Source organism: Arcicella gelida, assembly GCF_034931025.1.
In the GTDB taxonomy this organism is placed as follows: Bacteria; Bacteroidota; Bacteroidia; order Cytophagales; family Spirosomataceae; genus Arcicella; species Arcicella gelida.
Genome location: NZ_JAYGIL010000027.1, coordinates 51360 through 69310, shown reverse-complemented (window position 1 = coordinate 69310; position 17951 = coordinate 51360). Strand labels below are relative to the sequence as shown.

The following is a 17951-nucleotide window of genomic DNA, read 5'->3' as shown; positions in this document are numbered from 1 at the left end:
TCATATCACATTAAAATGATTCAACCAAAAGCATTACAAAAAGGAGACACCGTTGGCTTGGTAGCATTAGCCTGTAAAGTAGATTTTGATTTAATAAAACCTGCCATTGAAGTAATCGAAAATATTTGGGGATTGAACGTAGTATTGGGAACTTCGCTAACAAGCAAGTATCATCAATTTGCAGGAACAGATGAAATACGTGCTAACGATTTTCAATTAATGTTGGACGACCCGAATATTAAAGCCATCATTTCTGCAAGAGGTGGCTATGGAAGTTCACGATTATTGGATACAATTGATTTCACAAACTTCATCCAAAACCCAAAATGGGTTACTGGTTTTTCAGATATTACGGCAGTTCTTTGTCATATTCACACACTTGGAATTGAAAGTATCCACTCGACCATGCTAAAATTATTTATGCAAGATGGCGGAGAATTTGCTTTAGAAACACTCAGAAAAGTACTTTTTGGTGAAAGCCTAGCTTACAATATTCCCGCACATTCATTAAACAAAAAGGGAATTGCCAAAGGAGAATTAGTAGGCGGAAATCTTGCCATGCTTACGCATATCATTGGCTCGAACTCAGATGTTGATACCGCTGGAAAAATTCTGTTTTTAGAAGACGTCGGCGAATATTTATACTCTATCGACCGCATGATGATTCAGTTGAAACGAGCTGGAAAATTACAATCTTTAGCGGGTTTGATTGTCGGACATTTTTCTGATTTAGAAGACAATGAAGTACAGTTCGGAAAAAATGCCAATGAAATTATTCAAGATGCTGTGGCTGAATATAATTTCCCAGTTTGTTATGGTTTTCCAGTTGGGCATGAACCAGAAAATTGGGCTTTGCCTTGTGGAAGAGCAATAAGCTTAAGCGTTGAAGAAAATGGTGTTTGGTTGAGTGACGATTTCAAAGTATTGTAAAAATTACTCCTTTAAAATAGATTTAATCAATTGTTGTATTCAGTGCTATGACTTTAGTCTTTTTTATAAATCTATCTTATCTTTGTTTCTTGTTATTTTGTTCAAAACAAGCACCATAAACACAAAAATCTATGCTTGCAAAAACCTTCGGTAGTGCTGTTCATGGCGTTGACGCTACCATTATCACTGTTGAAGTGAGTGAAGGACAAGGACAGCACTTCTTTATCGTTGGGCTTCCCGACGGAGCTGTCAAAGAATCTACTCATCGTGTAGAATCTGCTATCAAACAAACAGGTTTTTTCTTTCCTCGTACCAAAGTGGTAGTAAACCTTGCTCCTGCCGATATTCGAAAAGAAGGTTCTGCTTATGATTTACCCATTGCTTTGGGGATTATTCATGCTTCAGGACAATCAGATTTGAAAACCCTTGAAGACTATGTAATTATGGGAGAATTGGCTTTAGACGGAGCTTTACGCCCGATAAAAGGAGTATTACCCATTGCGATTGAAGCTCGCAAAAAAGGCTTAAAAGGTTTTATTCTTCCTACTGAAAATGCTTCCGAAGCTTCTATTGTTAATAATCTTGACATTATCGGCGTAAATACTTTAGAAGAAGCCGTTAATTTCTTGAAAGGTACGCTAAAAATAGAACCACTTGTAACCGATACTCGTGATATTTTCTTTAGTTCTCAGAACGATTATGATGCTGATTTTTCTCATGTTCAGGGACAAGAAAACATCAAAAGGGCTTTGGAAATTGCAGCAGCTGGTGGGCATAATGCCATTATGATTGGTCCTCCCGGTGCTGGAAAGACGATGTTGGCAAAAAGAATTCCTTCGATACTTCCTCCACTTTCGCTGCAAGAAGCTTTGGAAACGACCAAAATACATTCTGTAGCAGGGAAATTAGGCACAAAAGCAAGTTTGATTTCTACTCGTCCTTATCGTTCGCCACATCATACTATTTCAGATGCGGCATTGGTTGGCGGAGGAAGTAATCCACAACCCGGAGAAATATCTTTAGCACATAATGGCGTATTGTTCTTGGATGAATTACCAGAATTCAAACGTTCAGCTTTAGAAGTGATGCGTCAGCCTTTGGAAGAGAGAAAAGTTTCTATTTCAAGAGCAAGATGGGCGGTTGAATTTCCATCAAGTTTTATGCTGATTGCTTCTATGAATCCTTGTCCTTGTGGTTATTACAATCATCCCGAAAAAGAATGTGTTTGTGGGCCAGGCGTAGTGCAAAAATATCTCAACAAAATTTCTGGACCTTTATTGGATAGAATCGACCTCCACGTAGAAGTAACACCCGTAAAGTTTGAACAATTATCGTCTAACAGAAAATCTGAAAGTTCAGCGGACATTCGGGAAAGAGTCATAAAAGCCCGAGAAATACAAACGATTCGTTTTAAAGACCATCCTGCGATTTACTCTAACGCCATGATGCCTTCGCAAATGGTAAAAGAAGTATGCGAAATCAGTACAGCAGGCGTGGCATTATTAAAAAGAGCGATGGAAAGATTACAATTATCAGCAAGAGCTTACGACCGAATTTTAAGAGTAGCCCGCACAATTTCTGATTTAGCTGGCACAGAAGATATTCGTACAGAACACCTTGCTGAAGCGATACAATATAGAAGTTTGGATAGAGAGAATTGGGCAGGTTAATAGCTTTTAATGTTCATTTCATCAACCATTAGTAAGTACTTTACATCACTAATAATTGATAAAATGTTTGTATTAAACTATCCGATAGCTTTGTCAATTTGATGATAAATTTCATCCCAAATGTTGATATCAACATTAAAACTGTGGTCAGCGTCAACAAAGTATAAACTGATATTGGGGCTAAATTTATATTTTTCTTTTACTTCAATACCGCCATATTCATCATGAATTCCTTGAATAATTAACATAGAGCTTTTTAGATTTTCTAAATGAAGATACCTTTCTGGCTCAACACCATTATCGGGATTCTGGAAAGGATAACCTAAGCAGATAATATGTTTGATTTCTAACTCATCGGCAATCAAAGAAGATACTCTTCCACCTGAAGACCTTGAAATGATGATTACTTCGTATTTAGAGCTTAGTTCTTGAATTCTCTTCTTTAATTTTTTACAGCGAAGTTTTACTAAATCATCTTCCTGTCGATTTAAGGTTTGTTCATACAAATAGATAAAATAACTCCAATGCGTAAGTGCGTAAAGAATCTGAGATAGCCTAAGATTCAGCTTTTTGATGAAGGCAGGAATATTCTTAAAATGACTTTCAAGTAAGCGAAGTTTATACGTGAAAGCTCCAGCGGGGTCTTCCCAAACAATCTTAGAATTTTTCCTTTTGGTATAATTTACTAAAACATGATTTAGCCCAGTGTCTTTTTGCCAATCGTCACGACCAGCAAATAAAAAGACGCTATTAATTGACTTTTTTGACATCGAAAATAATAATAAAAACAGAAAATTAATTTGTTGTATTCACATTAAGATGTAAAATAAACATTAACTAAAATGGTAGTATAAGCGATTTTAAATCTATTTTTGTGAACGAATAAAGATACAAATGATATTATGATTGACGATTTAAAAGACATAGCAATTAGGTTTCAAATTGACCCTAAACTGACAGTTGGTCATGCAGCTAAAATTAGCACAGTAGTGTCTGTTCTTGATAAAATTAATACATCATTTCATAATTTCATTGAGATAGAATTCTTTAAAAACGATGAATTTAAAGATATATCTATGGAAAATCGTGATGTTTTTAATAATATTAAAAATGAACTTGAGCTATTAGTAGTGGATTTAAAGTTTTCTAGTTTTGAGGCAGCCCTTGCTCCCAATATTATTTCTAATCAGACAAGTTTATTTTCAGACAATATTAAAAACTGGAAAACCGATGTATTTAATTCTTACAAGGAGAATATTCTAATAGCTAATTATAATGAAGATTCTTATATAAAAAATATTCAAAAGCGATATTCAGAAGCAGAAAGACAAAAGATATACTCACCATTATTCGCTATCGCAGAAGGAGGTAAAAAGGGATATACACTTAATCTAAAAAATAGTAAAGGTGCTGTAATTAAGGAGTATACAAAGCCTAATAAACAGAACACTCAATTAATTATACCCAAGAAAATCAATATTGAAAATAAAGAGGAAAGTAAGACCTATCAAGTGTTTGTTAAAGTTAAAACGGAGCAGGAAGGATTTCAATTAAAAAAAGCAAATATTAAAGAACTTTTATATTTTGAAGAACTTGAACACGAAACCTATCCTTTTAAACAAGATATTATTAAACACAATGGAGTTATTTATAGTCTTAATTCAAAAATCGAATGTAAAGTCGAGTTTATAGAAGACACCTATGTTATAACTAATGATTTGTTGGAAATAACAAGTTGGGGAGAAACAAGAGAAGAGGCTGAACAAGCATTTGCATTTAGCTTTGATTCACTTTATAAAAACTTTGCAATTGAGAAAGATGAAAAACTATCATCTGATGCTAAAATTTTAAAAAGAGACCTTTTAACTCTAGTCAAAGCTGTACTAAATGAAAAATAGAAAAACTAAAGATTTGAAAAGAGTTCTTGTAAAGAAGGGTTTTGAGCTTTTTCCAGAGAAAGACCATCATGAATTTTATTATTTAATGATAAATGGGATAAAACAGCGTGTTTATACATACTTTAGTCATGGAAAATCAGAGTATGGAGATTCTTTAATGAGCCAAATAAAAAAGCAATTAAAATTTGATACAACCCAAAATGCAGAAGATTTCTTTGATTGTCCTATGACTGCTGAACAGTATATTGAAATGCTCAAAAAAAATAATCATGTTAAGCCATAGTATTTAATGAGATTATTTTTTAATATTTTCTTATTCCCAACAAAATAGACAAATATTTCAATCTCCTTGTTCTACTACAAGGTTTCTTTGATTTCCAATAATTTTCAATAGCCATTCCATATAATTTAAAACTTTTTCATTAGACCTTATCACTACCTATTTGTTAACAACAAAACAGTACGGAGAAATTTATTTATATCTGTGAAATCAATGGAGAAACTGCATTTATCGTAGAAAATGCTGATTAAATATCGCAGATTTCTTAAATGAATAATGCTACAACTTAAACCGTGATAAAGTCTATTAAGTAAAATTTCCCTCATTAAATAAATTTAGGGAAAACTATCAGATTAAATCAGACAATTTTCCCTAATTATTAACTCATGATTTCTAAAAATCTATCTTTTCTTCCAATACTTTCTTAAATCTAAAGTAAGTGGATATTCAGGGTTTACAATTTCTATTGGAGTATCTGCTCTTAACTCTTTTTTGTTTTCTGCCACAAATCTCGAAATCGTTGGTGTATTTCTGATTGGTACGGCTTCTTGCGTTTCTGCAGCATCTGGTGTATGTCCAAAACCCCAGAAACGGCTAATCATTCTTGATTCTGCTTCATAACTATTAATTGGATAAGTATCAAAACTTCTACCGCCTGGGTGTGATACAAAGTAAGTACAACCACCAATTACTTTATTATTCCAAGTATCCATGATGTCGAAAACCAAAGGGGCATCTGCTCCGATAGTCGGGTGTAATGCCGAAGGAGGATTCCATGCTTTGTAACGAACACCTGCTACAAATTCACTTTTTACACCTGTACTTCTCAATGGTACTCTACAGCCATTACAAGTAAGAATATGACGACCTTCAATAAAGCCTGTTACTTTTACTTGAATTTTTTCTAAAGAAGAATCTACAAAGCGTGCTGTTCCTGAATTAGATAATTCTTCACCCAAAACGTGCCACGGTTCAATCCCTGAACGGATTTCTAACTGAGTATTATCAACAGTGATACCGCCATAATAAGGGAAACGGAATTCAAAGAAGGCATCAAACCATGAAATATCGAAATTATAGCCTGCATCTTTTAAGTCATTTACCACATCAATCATATCCAAGTAAGCGTAATGTGGTAAAAGGAAACGATCATGTAGTTCTGTACCCCAACGGATAAGTTTTTTCTTGTATGGTTCTTTCCAGAATTTAGCAATCAAAGCTCTAATCAATAGCGTCTGTACTAAACTCATGTGTTTATGAGGAGGCATATCAAAACCTCTGAATTCTAAAATCCCCAAACGTCCCGTCGATGAATCTGGCGAATACATTTTATCAATACAGAATTCTGTTCGGTGCGTATTACCAGTAACGTCAACCAAAAGGTTTCTAAAAATTCTATCAACCATCCAGAATGGGATATTTTCGCCTTCTGGAATTTGGTCAAAAGCGATTTCCATTTCATACAATCGCTCTTCTCTTCCTTCATCAAAACGTGGTGCTTGACTGGTTGGTCCAATAAAAGGACCAGAGAATAAATAACTCAATACTGGGTGATGTTGCCAATAAGTAATTAAACTGCGTAACAAATCTGGACGACGTAAAATCGGGCTATCTTCAGGTTTAGCTCCACCAATGGTTACGTGGTTTCCGCCGCCAGTTCCAGTATGTTTGCCATCTACCATGAATTTTTCTGTACCCAAACGGGCATAAAAAGCTTCTTCGTACAAGGCACTAATATTATGAACTAACTCTTCCCAGTTTTTGGCTGGATGAATATTTACTTCAATGACACCAGGGTCAGGGGTAACATTTAGTTTTTCTAAACGATAATCTGACGGAGGAGGATAACCTTCGATACGAATTGGCATTTGAAGCTTTTCGGCAGTTGCTTCAACACAAGCAATCAAATCTAAATAATGCTCTAAGTATTCTGTTGGAGGCAAGAAAACATAGAGAATGCCTTCTCTTTCTTCAACCGATAAAGCGGTTGTAAAAGTTGGAATCTCGAATATGATTTGTTTTTCGTTACTGTCCTCTTTAGCAGATGATTTTTTTACTGGTGGTAATTCATAATCTGGAGCAATGTTTCCATAACGTTCTTCAACTAATTCTGAATAATCTCCTAATACGGGTAAACTTTCAAATGGACTACGTTCTACTGGAAATTCTTTTCTCTCGTCTGATAAAGCAGGCAATGAATCCAGCGGTAAGCGATAACCAATTGGTGAATTTCCCGGAATTAGATATAAGTGGTTACGTCTAAATGTCCAAGTACAGCTTGTCCAAGTATCACTTCTTTTATCCCATTTTAAAGGAAAAACATATCCTGTTGGATTATTCAAGCCTTTTTCCAAGAGTTTGGTTAAGGTTCTTCTTTCCACAGAATCTTTCAAATTCATCGTCAAAGGATCAATATTGACAGGCAATTTTCCTTCTTCCAAAGCCCAATAAATAGGGTCTTCATAAGTAGGAATTATATTACTTTCATTAATTCCTAAATATTTCGTGAGTTCAGTAGCGAATGTTTTAGCATCATTAAAAGTAAATTTTTGGTCATTTTCCTTTGCTACTAAAGCATCATTTTTCCAAACAGATTGTCCGTCTTTTCTCCAATAAAGTGCGTATTGCCAACGTGGAATTAATTCGCCCGGATACCATTTTCCTTGCCCGAAATGCAATAATCCACCATGAGCAAAACGATTTTTTAGGCGTAATGCTAAATCGTAAGCTAACTTTCTTTTCAGCGTACCATCAGCAGTAGAATTCCATTCTGGCGATTCATAATCATCAACTGAAACAAAAGTAGGTTCGCCGCCCATCGTCATTCTAACGTCACCTTCTTGCAAATCTTTCTCAACATCATAACCCACTTGCATGATATTACTCCATTGCTCGTCAGTATATGGTTTGGTCACTCTTGGGTCTTCATGAATTCTGGTAACCTTATTGTCAAATTCAAAAGTAACATTACAAACATCGGTAGCACCTGTTACTGGTGCTGCACTTACATAATCTGGCGTACACGATAACGGAATATGTCCTTCGCCCGCAAAAAGTCCAGAAGTAGGGTCAAGACCAATCCAACCTGCACCCGGCACATAGGCTTCTACCCAAGCGTGTAAATCAGTAAAATCAGCTACTGGACCAGAAGGACCATCCAAAGATTTTATATCAGAAGTAAGTTGCACTAAATATCCCGATACAAATCTAGCAGCAATACCATGTTGTCTTAGAATCTGAACTAATAACCAAGATGAATCTCGACAAGAACCGCTTAATGAAGTCAGCGTTTCTTCACAGGTTTGTACACCTGTTTCCATCCTGATATTATAATGTAAACCATAAAATACTCTTTGATTAAGATGTACTAAAAAATCAACGGTATTTATATCAGTATAAACTCTATTGTTTTCAATCCAGTTGATTAATTTTTCGCCAGATTCTCTTTTTTCAAAATATGGTCCTAATTCTCTTTTCAGTTGGTCATCGTATTGAAAAGGAAACTTTTCAGCGTACTCTTCTACAAAAAAATCAAAAGGGTTAATTACCTGCAATTTGGCAATTACCTCTACTTCTACGTGTAATTCGGTTGTTTTTTCAGGAAAAACCACTCTGGCTTGATAATTCCCAAACGGGTCTTGTTGCCAATTGATAAAATGATTTGCAGGAAAAATTTTGAACGAATATCCTTCAATCACCGTCCTTGAATGTGGAGCAGGACGTAATCTAAAAATGTGTGGCGATAGACTTACGCTTCTATCAAACTTGTATTTCGTCTTGTGAGAAATGGCAACTTTTATCGACATATAGATTGAATTTGAACGTTAGTTTAATGATTTATGTAAAAAAAGCGAAAATTAGTGTCAAAATAAAGGAGATAGTTGTAAAATTATATTTTTGCTTGAAATAATTTATTTTATAACGAAAGTAAATGGACTGTGAATAGATTTTGGTTCTCTGATTGCTTTTTCGATTATAGATTTGACCTTAAAATGTCCATATATATTATCATTTTTGGAGAAATTACGAAAAAATGAAATGGAGTACAAAAGAAAGGAATTGTGGATTTTTATTCTTTGGGGTGTTTTTGGTATATGGTGCAACATTTCGCAAGCAAGATTTTCTTGCCATTGCTCAACGTTGCCAATGGCTTTTATGCTATAAGTAATCCTTCATTAAGTCCTCAATTTCTCTATCAGATATACTATCTCTATCACCTTTATTGTAAATAGAAAGTAAGTAAACAGTTTCATCAATGATTTTCACAAAAGAAATAAGCCTTGCTCCGCTTGATTTACCTTTGTTTTTGGAAGCGATGGAAAGGCGTATTTTATAAACGTCATTTCCAAGTGGAGTACCTAAAGTGGGATTTTCTGCCAGTTCCTTACCTAATTCTGCCAATTCTGTACGAAGCGAAACATATTTTTTAATCAATTTTTTGGCTTCTTTCTTAAAGTTATCTGTAAGTTCAATCTTATAACTCATTTAAAAAGTCGTTTAAAGAAGTAGTTTTTAACTTACCTTTTTTAATCAAAGCCATTTCTTCAAAGCCTTTTTTTAGATTACTTATAATCTCTTGTTTTGTAGGCTCTTCATCTGTTTCAATTTTTTTTACGTAATGCAGGCTCTTAGCCATTTCAACAAAATTGCTATATTCTTTATCTGTTGTATATATGGTTACGTGTCTCATAAAATTGCTGTTTAGATAGTTAATGTATTGAAAATAAAATGTTTAAAGAATGACATGCACGAAAGTACTTAATGCTTCAAATTTATCCAAATTGTATAAACGATGTTTTGCTATCTTCAGAAAAGGAAAATACAGTACCCTTTGATTACAAACCTAAATACGCTTGAAAACTGATTTGGGAATGGAAATATTCAAAAGAAAACTTTACTATCTGTGTAAAACATTTTAACATCAAATTTCAGATTTTCATTCTTAATAAGAAAACCTGAAATCCAATCTCATAAACCTATTTCGATAATTCCGTCGCTCTTTTCTGAGCTGCAAAAATTCCTTCTTGTAAATTTTGGGCTAAAAGTCCTTCTTCAAAACGTTTTAAAGCAGCTTCAGTTGTTCCACCTTTTGAAGCCACCGCTTTGATTAATTCATCTAAACTTTTCTCTGCATTATTAATTAAATGGAATGAACCCAACATGGTTTGTTTCACCAATAATGACGACATTGATTCTTCGAATCCCATTTGTTTTCCTGCTTCAATCATGGCTTTTACTAAATAGAAAAAGTATGCTGGACCACTTCCACTTAAAGCCGTTACGGCATCTAATAAACTTTCGTCTTCTAAGAAAACCGCTCTTCCTGTTGAATTAATCAGGTTTTCAATCTTCTTCAATTGACTTAAAGTAATATCGCCAGCTGCCGAAAATGCTGTCATTCCCATTCCCAACAAAGCAGGAGTATTTGGCATCGCACGCACTACCAAAGGATGATTGAGCGTACTGATAATTTTTTCAATGGAAATCCCAGCCATGATACTTAATACCAATTGTTTTGGCTGAATTACGGCACGCAATTCTTCTTGTAAAGACGGAAAATCTTGCGGTTTTACCGATAAAATAATTAAATCATATTCTCCAATTTTTGAAGAAATCGTGTCAATAACTACTCCAGCTTTTTCCAGACGCAATGCTTCGGCACGCTCTGCATTTTTTTCGATAAGAAAAAGGTCTTCTTTTTTGACTAAATCATACTGGATGAACGACTTGGCAAATGCCATTCCCATATTTCCTGCTCCGATGATGGCTACTTTCATTTCAAAAATTGATTGTGTGATAGAATTTCAGAGAAGTAATACTCAAAATTCTGTTTTGATTGTTTGGAAGAACAAAATTACATGAAAAATCCCTGACAGTTTTATAAAAAATGTCAGGGATTGAAATATGCAGAATAATATTTTGTAAAATCTTTACTTTAGAATTTCTTCTAATTTCCTTTCAAGCTCTTCGCCTCTTAAATTTTTGGCGATGATTTTTCCTTCTTTATCCAATAAAAAAGTAGCAGGAATCCCTTGTACACCATAAGCTACTGCCGCCGCTGAATTCCAATATTGTAAATCAGAAACGTGTTTCCAAGTCATGCCATCTTTTTCGATAGCTTTCAACCAAGAATCTTTTTCTTGGTCAAGACTCACTGAAAAAATATCAAAATTTTTGTCTTTGAATTTGTTGTACATTCTTACAACATTCGGGTTTTCTCTGCGACAAGGTCCACACCAAGATGCCCAAAAATCAAGTAAAACATATTTTCCACGCAAAGACGATAAGGCTAATACTTTATCATCAGGGGTTTTCATCGCAATTTCTGGTGCTTCCGAACCTACATTTACCCCTTTCAAACGCATTACTTGTTGCAAGAAAGTTTTGATATGCACATTGGGCGAATTACCTTTTTCTGTCTTAAACTTTTCAGCTACTTGCAATAAAGTTTCTGTATCATTTTCAGGATTCAAAAAGTTGCCAGCCGTCCAAAGTGCTACTAAATTCGTTCCCATTTCAGGAATCAACACTTTTATTTTATTGATATTTACTTCTTGAGCAGCCTGAAATTCATTTTGAATTCTTTGAATGGTAGCATTGTCTTTTTTGGCTTGTGCCGCAGTTACTTGTATATTCCAAGATTCTACTTTCGTCTGTAATTCCTGACTAATTTTCAGAATTCTATTGAAGTATTCAATATTTTTTGAATTTCCTGTTAATTGAAAACTTCCTCTTTTTGCAGGCGTATCCATTCCATCTGCTACCAAATTAATATTTTCTCCACCTTCCAGAATCAATAGCACTTTTTGACTAAGATTCATTCCGAAGAAATTAACCAAATAATATCCACCACCATCTGGTATTTTACTGTTGAATTTGAATGATTTATCAGCAGCAACTTGGGCAGAATCTATCGTTACGGCAGTTCCACGACCATTAATTTCTTGAAGTAACACCTTTTTATCAGGCACAACATTCATTACTTTTCCTGTGATGACAACCGTTTTTGTCTGGGCAAAAGTGTAAATATTTACCAGTACGAATAAAACGATAAGTGATATTTTTTTCATGATTTGTGGATGAATTAAACATGTATTTATTTTTGATTTGTATTGATTTGAACGTAATCTTCTATTTTGAAAGACCTTACTTTTCTTTCCTTGATGAAAGAAAAGTAACAAAAGAAAATCAAGAAATTCCGAATCGCATCGGCGAACCGACTCGCTCCGCTCAAACAGCGGAATTTCGAAAAATGCTGACGCACAAGTTTTAGACAAATACAAGGAATCTAAAAACAAATCTGTTATAAATTTTCTAAGGTTTTTTGCAATAAAGCTGTGGTTACTTTAGGGTCAGCCGAACCTTTAGATTTCTTCATGATTTCACCCATGAACATACTTAAAAGTCCTTTTTTGCCATTTTTATATTCTTTTACTTTGGCTGGATTATTGGCTAAAACCTCATCCACTAACGTTTGAAGTGTATCTGTATTGCTTTGTTGAATCAGATTCTTCGCTTCGGCAATTTGTAAAGGCGTTTTAGTATTATCAGCAATCATTTCAGGAAAAATCTGATGCGAAGCCGTTGTATTACTTACTTTTCCATCATCAACCAATTGAATCAATTGTGCTAATTGCTCTGGTGTAATACTTAGTTGAGTAATCTCTAAATTATGGTCGTTCAAATATGATTTTACTGTACCCATAATCCAATTTGAAACAGCTTTGTAATGCTTTGTAAACTTACAAGTAGCTTCAAAGTATTCGGCAATTTCTCTTGAATCAGTCAAAACGTGTGCATCGTATTCTGGCAAACCATACTCTTTGGTAAATTTTGCTAGAAGCTCCCAAGGTAAAGCTGGCATTTGTGCTTTTACCGAGGAAAGCCATTCTTCTGAAATCACCAAAGGCACAAGGTCTGGCTCAGGGAAGTAACGATAATCATTCATTGATTCTTTCTCACGCATTCCTGAAGTACGTCCCGTTGCTGGGTCGAAACTACGAGTTTCTTGAATGATTTTTTCGTTATTTTCAACGGCATCAATTTGTCTAACAATTTCATATTCAATGGCTTTTTGAATAAAACGCATTGAATTCATGTTTTTGATTTCGACTTTTGTACCGAAAACTTTACTACCAACTGGCATTACAGAAATATTTACATCGCAACGAAGTGAGCCTTCTTCCATATTGCCATCGCAAATACCCAAGTAACGAACCAGTTTTCGTACTTCGGTCATAAAAGTTGCGGCTTCTTCGGCAGATTTAATTTCTGGTTCAGTCACCATTTCAATTAATGGCGTTCCTGCACGGTTATAGTCTAACAAACTATCACTTGAACCATCAATATGCAAAGATTTTCCTGCATCTTCTTCTAAGTGAATATGATGAAAACGAACGGTTTTTTCGCCTGTAGAAAGTTTTACATGAACACCACCGCCCATACAAATAGGAGTTTTATCTTGCGTAATCTGATAGCCTTTTGGAAGATCTGGATAGAAGTAATTCTTTCTGTCAAAATATTGATTTTCAGTAATTTGTGAATTACAGGCAATGCCCATTTTCATCGCAAATTCAACGGCTCTTTTATTTAATTTTGGTAAAGTGCCTGGGTGTCCGAGTGTAATGGGCGAAATATGTGTGTTAGGTGAAGCACCAAATGAAGCAGCGTCGGCCGCAAAAATTTTACTCTCAGTTTGTAACTGAGCGTGTACTTCTAAGCCGATTACGACTTCGTATTTGTCTCTTATTTCTTGATTCACAGAAGGTAAAATTTCAAATTTTAGAATGCAAAGATAATAAAAAGCCAATAGTTAGTGGCTTTAGTGTTGATAAGTAAGTAAAGACAAAGAAAAATATAATTTTTTTAAATGCTTTTCCAACTGTTTGAAAGGTTTTAACGTCTTTGTAATGTAGCGGTTAGCTCTATCGTTGTTTGATAAAATTGTTCATAGATAAAAGGAACAATGAGAACAGTTGAATGAGGTCTGGAGAAGACACCAGCCTCGAGAAGGTAAATTCGCTAATTCACCATTACATAAGCCTCTTTAATTAAATTTTAATAGATTTTGGAAAACGAAGAACAGCTCATACAGGCCTGTCTGCAAAATGACCGAAACGCCCAACGAAAGCTATACAATGCTTACGCTGGTAGAATGTTGGTGGTCTGTGCTCGCTATACCCAAAATAAAGAGGAGGCAGAAGATGTATTACAAGAAGCATTCATTAAGATATTTCAGAATTTAAGTAAGTTCAGAGGAGAAAGTACCTTGGGTGCTTGGATTAAGCGAATTGTTATCAATGTTGCCATCAATCATATTCGTGCGCAACAGCATTTTCAAGGAATGAGTGATGTACAAGAATACGAAAATCAATTTACCGATGGTTTGACAAGTATTGAAGGCATTCATTTTAAAGAATTAATTGAAATGATTCGCAAATTACCGAAGGGTTGTCAGTCGGTTTTTAACCTTTATGCCATCGAAGGTTATCAACACAAAGAAATCGCTGAAATGTTAAATATTACAGAAGGAACATCAAAGTCACAATATGCACGAGCTAAGGCCATTTTACAAAGTCAATTATCCGTAAATAGCTAATGATGAACGATTTTACAAATAATTCATTTGAGGAACAATGGCAAAATGCCTTTGACGATGCCTCTTTGACTCCATCAGACACCCTTTGGGATAAGATAGAGCAAAGCTTGGATGTTGAGGCTAGTCCTTCATCGTTACCTCAAACACCCAAAAATACTTTCCCATTCTACTATTTAGGGAGTGCTTTAGTGGCATTGCTTGGTATAGGTTATTGGGTTTTTATTGCCAATACCAGCATTAGTAATGAAATTCAACCTACTCTACAGGAGGAAATCAAGTTAGAAAAACAAACATTGTTGAAAAGTTCTGCACCTATCATCAATGAAAAAATTGAGAAAAACATTCAACCTCTAGTCCCAGAATTACCCCTTAAAACAAAGACTCTTCCGATAGAATTATCGGAAGAGCAACCTTTAGAAATTGTAGAAGAAGAACCTTTAGAACGTACAAAACTTGCAGATTCTATTGAGCAATTAACACCTTTATCAACCAAAAATGTTACTCGTGAATGGCAACAACCGAGCATTATTGCACCTGTTGAAACAACGCCATATTATGAACCAACAAAACCAAAACCTCAGAAAAAGTCAATTTTTAAAAATGTAAAAGTATCCGTTGGAGTAGGAACCTATCAACAATAATTAACATGAAAAGACTCATTTTATCATCCGTTTTCCTAATTGTTTTAGGAATGTTAGCTTGTTCAAGAAATGAAGTAGAAGTACTTAATTCTTCTCAAAAAGTAAGTGCGGAAACACTTGAAGATTACCTAGTTTTTGGTCATGTAGGCTTAGGTTGGGGCTGTAGAGCTTCGGCTATTTATATGATTAATGACGGAAAACTTTACGCAGACACCAGTAATGTTTTTTGTCAAGACCAAGAACAATATCAGTTTTCAGGATTTAAACTACCTGATAGTGAATATGATAAAGTAAAAACTGTATTGAGTGAATATCCGACTGAGCTTTCAAGTGTTGAAAGTAGAACTTTTGGATGCCCTGGTTGTGCAGATGGAGGGATGTTATTCTTGCAAAGAAAGGAAAAAGGAAAAGCTGTTAAATCTTGGAGAATTGACGATACTATTTTTTATCGTGAAACAGATATTATGAATCAGCCTTTCCCTAAATACTTACCCGCTTTTGGTCAGAAATTAGGAACAATTTATTCAAGTATTAAAGTGAAATAAAGTCATGAAAGCAATCAAACTCATTTGTCACATTCTTGCTTTTGTACTATTATTCTCTTGTAAAGAGAAAGACGTTTTGGCAGACTTAGAAGCTGATAATCTAAAGCTATCTCAACTATTGACAGAAGTACAAACGTATGCACAAAACAGAGCTTGTGCTGGTGATGACTGTAAAGTGATGGAAATTGGTGAGCAATCGTGTGGAGGCCCATCTGGTCACTTAATTTACTCTTTATCTAAAGTAGATGAAAAAGTATTGATTGAAAAGGTAAAAACTTATACGGATTTTCAAAGAAAGATGAGTATCAAGTATAAAGGGAAGCGAGATGAACCATGTGCTTTACTATTGGTTCCTACTGTTGATTGTGTAAATGGACTTTGTACAGCTAAATAAATAATATTCGTGTTAGAATGTTTAACCTCCAAACGCCTTTTTAGGCACATTAATCATGAAAAAACTTGTACTTAGAGCAGTTACATTCTTTGTTTTGTTGGTTGCTTTTACTTCTTGTAAGGATAAATGTGTAGAAACCAATACTTACAGAGGTTATGAATCAGTGATGATTTCATTAAATGAACTCAGAACAAGTGTAAAAACACTAGCCCCACAAGATTTAGTGAATCCCGGAAAGATTTACGTGAAAGATAATTACCTGTTTATCAACGAAGTAAAAAAAGGTTTTCATATTATCGACAATTCAAATCCTGCTGCACCCAAAGCTATTGCTTTTGTTCAAGTATTAGGAAATATTGACATCGCTGTTCAAGGAAATATCCTTTATGCGGATAGTTATACCGATTTCGTTGCCTTCGATATTAGTAATCCTACTGCAATTAAAGAAGTATCAAGAGTTAACGAAGTATTTACTTATGGTACTGCTGATGGAATTTCTTGGAGTTATAACGCAAATAATCAAACCATTTATGATTCAAAATGGAAATGGTACACCACCACTCAAGAAGTAGCTTGCGACCCAAGACCTTATTATTACCCTGTGATGTATGATTCTTGGAGTCTATCAAGCTTTTATTCTGGAAGTAGTAATAAAGCTACCGCAACCAATGGTGCTGGGGTTGGTGGTTCTACGGCAAGATTTGCCATCGTGAACAATCATTTATACGCTGTTACTAACGATGAAATGAAGCTTTTTAATTTGGCAATTCCTGAAAAACCTGTAAAAGATGCTTCTATTAAATTAGGGTTTGGGATAGAAACCATTTTTCCTTATAAAGACAAATTATTCTTAGGAACAACGACTGGCATGCAAATTTGGAATAACGAAAATCCAAATAATCCTACTTATTTATCTCGTTTAGACCACGTTCGTGCTTGCGATCCCGTAGTGGTTGAAGATGATATCGCCTATGTTACACTTCGTTCGGTGAATAACTTTACTCGTTGTGGTGCTGCAATTGCTAATCAATTAGATGTTATTGATGTCTCGAATCCTGCAACGCCTGTTTTGAAGAAATCATATAATATGGAAAGTCCTTATGGTTTGGGAATAGATAATAAAAAACTTTTTATCTGTGAAGGAAAAGGCGGTTTGAAGACCTTCAATGCTAGCAATCCTATGGATGTTCAGCAAATTCAACATTTCAAAGACATGGATACTTTTGATGTAATTCCGCTGAATGGAACTTTAATGCTTATCGGTAAAGATGGTTTGTATCAATACGATTACAGAGATGCCAATAACCTAAAGTTATTAAGTAAAATATTGGTCAAAAAAGAAAACTAATAAGCCTTAAAGAATATGAAAAACAGACTAACTATATTGTTTTGCTTCATTTTTTCAGTAAGTTTTGCTCAAGAAAAAACAAGTAAAATTGAACGCTTCTTTCAAAATAAGTACGTCAATTACACTGAATTCGGTGGTTTGTTTGGCAAATCCTACCAAATTACACAACTATCGTATGCTACGCCTGTGGATGGCAGAACAAATTTTACGATTCAATCTTATAATGGCTATAAAATATTTGATAAGCTTTCGGCTGGTGTAACTGTTGGTGTTGATTGGTTTAATGCTATGCAAATTGTGCCAGTATCAGTCGGTATCAGAAATACTTATGGAAAATCAAATACTAAAAAAGTAAAACCCTACATTGGTGTTGACGCTGGCTATGGCTTTACTTGGTTGAATGATGACGCATCCGATAATCAGACAGCTACTGGAGGTTTAGCACTTAGTCCAGTGCTTGGCTTATTAATTCCTACTGGTGGGCAGGCAAACTTTATATTAAGTGTTGGTTATAAACACAATGCCTTCAAAACAGTAACGACTTCGGGAACGCCAGAATATCCTTCTTCCACTACGAAAGAGTATGAGTTAAATAGAATGGTTGTTAGATTGGGAGTAAATTTTTAGCGGTTTTTAACGCTAAAAAT

At 34.7% G+C, this 17951-nt stretch carries 18 protein-coding genes; 11 read left to right on the top strand and 7 right to left on the bottom strand.

All coding sequences use genetic code 11. The features are described 5' to 3' along the window. Positions 1–15: 15 nt before the first annotated feature. Entirely contained in the window at positions 16–930 is a 915-nt protein-coding gene (locus VB776_RS18570) for a S66 peptidase family protein (RefSeq protein WP_323698372.1), read from the top strand. Between the two features lie 131 nt (positions 931–1061). Then, positions 1062–2600, top strand: coding sequence for a YifB family Mg chelatase-like AAA ATPase (locus VB776_RS18565; protein ID WP_323698371.1), 1539 nt, complete (start codon positions 1062–1064; stop codon positions 2598–2600). A 77-nt stretch (positions 2601–2677) separates the two neighbouring features. On the opposite strand, the gene VB776_RS18560 is transcribed toward VB776_RS18565, so the two are convergent. Continuing rightward, entirely contained in the window at positions 2678–3370 is a 693-nt protein-coding gene (locus tag VB776_RS18560) for an alpha/beta family hydrolase (protein ID WP_323698370.1), read from the bottom strand. A gap of 132 nt (positions 3371–3502) precedes the next feature. Between VB776_RS18560 and VB776_RS18555 the strand changes: the two genes are divergently transcribed. Both VB776_RS18555 and VB776_RS18550 read left to right on the top strand, forming a co-directional pair. Beyond that, entirely contained in the window at positions 3503–4498 is a 996-nt protein-coding gene (locus VB776_RS18555) for a hypothetical protein (RefSeq protein ID WP_323698369.1), read from the top strand. Continuing rightward, positions 4488–4781, top strand: a complete 294-nt coding sequence (locus VB776_RS18550) for a hypothetical protein (protein ID WP_323698368.1) — start codon at positions 4488–4490, stop codon at positions 4779–4781. The genes VB776_RS18555 and VB776_RS18550 overlap by 11 nt, the downstream gene beginning before the upstream one ends. 398 nt (positions 4782–5179) lie before the next feature. Here the strand turns inward: VB776_RS18550 and VB776_RS18545 are convergent, their stop codons facing one another. The 5 genes from VB776_RS18545 to VB776_RS18525 all read right to left on the bottom strand — a co-directional run bounded on the left by VB776_RS18545 (position 5180) and on the right by VB776_RS18525 (position 11848). Next, the gene (locus tag VB776_RS18545; protein ID WP_323698367.1) at positions 5180–8584 is read right to left on the bottom strand and encodes a transglutaminase family protein; all 3405 of its coding nucleotides are present in this window, start codon (positions 8582–8584) and stop codon (positions 5180–5182) included. 352 nt (positions 8585–8936) lie between these two features. Continuing rightward, entirely contained in the window at positions 8937–9263 is a 327-nt protein-coding gene (locus VB776_RS18540; RefSeq protein ID WP_323698366.1) for a type II toxin-antitoxin system RelE/ParE family toxin, read from the bottom strand. Further along, positions 9253–9468 (bottom strand): hypothetical protein, encoded by a 216-nt coding sequence (locus tag VB776_RS18535; RefSeq protein ID WP_323698365.1) that lies wholly within the window; start codon positions 9466–9468, stop codon positions 9253–9255. Before VB776_RS18535 ends, VB776_RS18540 begins: the two co-directional genes overlap by 11 nt. 286 nt (positions 9469–9754) lie before the next feature. Continuing rightward, positions 9755–10576, bottom strand: coding sequence for a pyrroline-5-carboxylate reductase (gene proC, locus VB776_RS18530; RefSeq protein ID WP_323698389.1), 822 nt, complete (start codon positions 10574–10576; stop codon positions 9755–9757). A gap of 132 nt (positions 10577–10708) precedes the next feature. Then, complete coding sequence (locus VB776_RS18525) at positions 10709–11848, bottom strand: TlpA disulfide reductase family protein (RefSeq protein ID WP_323698364.1); 1140 nt, start codon at positions 11846–11848, stop codon at positions 10709–10711. Positions 11849–11868: 20 nt separating this feature from the next. Here VB776_RS18525 and VB776_RS18520 point away from each other — a divergent pair, with 20 nt between their 5' ends. Continuing rightward, the gene (locus VB776_RS18520; RefSeq protein WP_323698363.1) at positions 11869–12051 is read left to right on the top strand and encodes a hypothetical protein; all 183 of its coding nucleotides are present in this window, start codon (positions 11869–11871) and stop codon (positions 12049–12051) included. Between the two features lie 30 nt (positions 12052–12081). On the opposite strand, the gene gatB is transcribed toward VB776_RS18520, so the two are convergent. After that, on the bottom strand, positions 12082–13539 hold the full coding sequence (gatB, locus tag VB776_RS18515) for an Asp-tRNA(Asn)/Glu-tRNA(Gln) amidotransferase subunit GatB (protein ID WP_323698362.1): 1458 nt from the start codon (positions 13537–13539) through the stop codon (positions 12082–12084). A 306-nt stretch (positions 13540–13845) separates the two neighbouring features. Here gatB and VB776_RS18510 point away from each other — a divergent pair, with 306 nt between their 5' ends. The 6 genes from VB776_RS18510 to VB776_RS18485 are packed head-to-tail and all read left to right on the top strand — an operon-like array spanning position 13846 to position 17931. Further along, entirely contained in the window at positions 13846–14376 is a 531-nt protein-coding gene (locus tag VB776_RS18510) for an RNA polymerase sigma factor (protein ID WP_184130546.1), read from the top strand. Beyond that, on the top strand, positions 14376–15017 hold the full coding sequence (locus VB776_RS18505; protein WP_323698361.1) for a hypothetical protein: 642 nt from the start codon (positions 14376–14378) through the stop codon (positions 15015–15017). The genes VB776_RS18510 and VB776_RS18505 overlap by 1 nt, the downstream gene beginning before the upstream one ends. Before the next feature lie 5 nt (positions 15018–15022). Continuing rightward, a complete protein-coding gene (locus VB776_RS18500; protein WP_323698360.1) occupies positions 15023–15562 on the top strand; it encodes a hypothetical protein in 540 nt (179 codons plus the stop codon). A 4-nt stretch (positions 15563–15566) separates the two neighbouring features. Continuing rightward, complete coding sequence (locus VB776_RS18495; protein WP_323698359.1) at positions 15567–15956, top strand: hypothetical protein; 390 nt, start codon at positions 15567–15569, stop codon at positions 15954–15956. Between the two features lie 55 nt (positions 15957–16011). Further along, the gene (locus VB776_RS18490; RefSeq protein WP_323698358.1) at positions 16012–17304 is read left to right on the top strand and encodes an LVIVD repeat-containing protein; all 1293 of its coding nucleotides are present in this window, start codon (positions 16012–16014) and stop codon (positions 17302–17304) included. A 15-nt stretch (positions 17305–17319) separates the two neighbouring features. After that, a complete protein-coding gene (locus VB776_RS18485) occupies positions 17320–17931 on the top strand; it encodes a hypothetical protein (RefSeq protein ID WP_323698357.1) in 612 nt (203 codons plus the stop codon). Positions 17932–17951 lie beyond the last annotated feature (20 nt).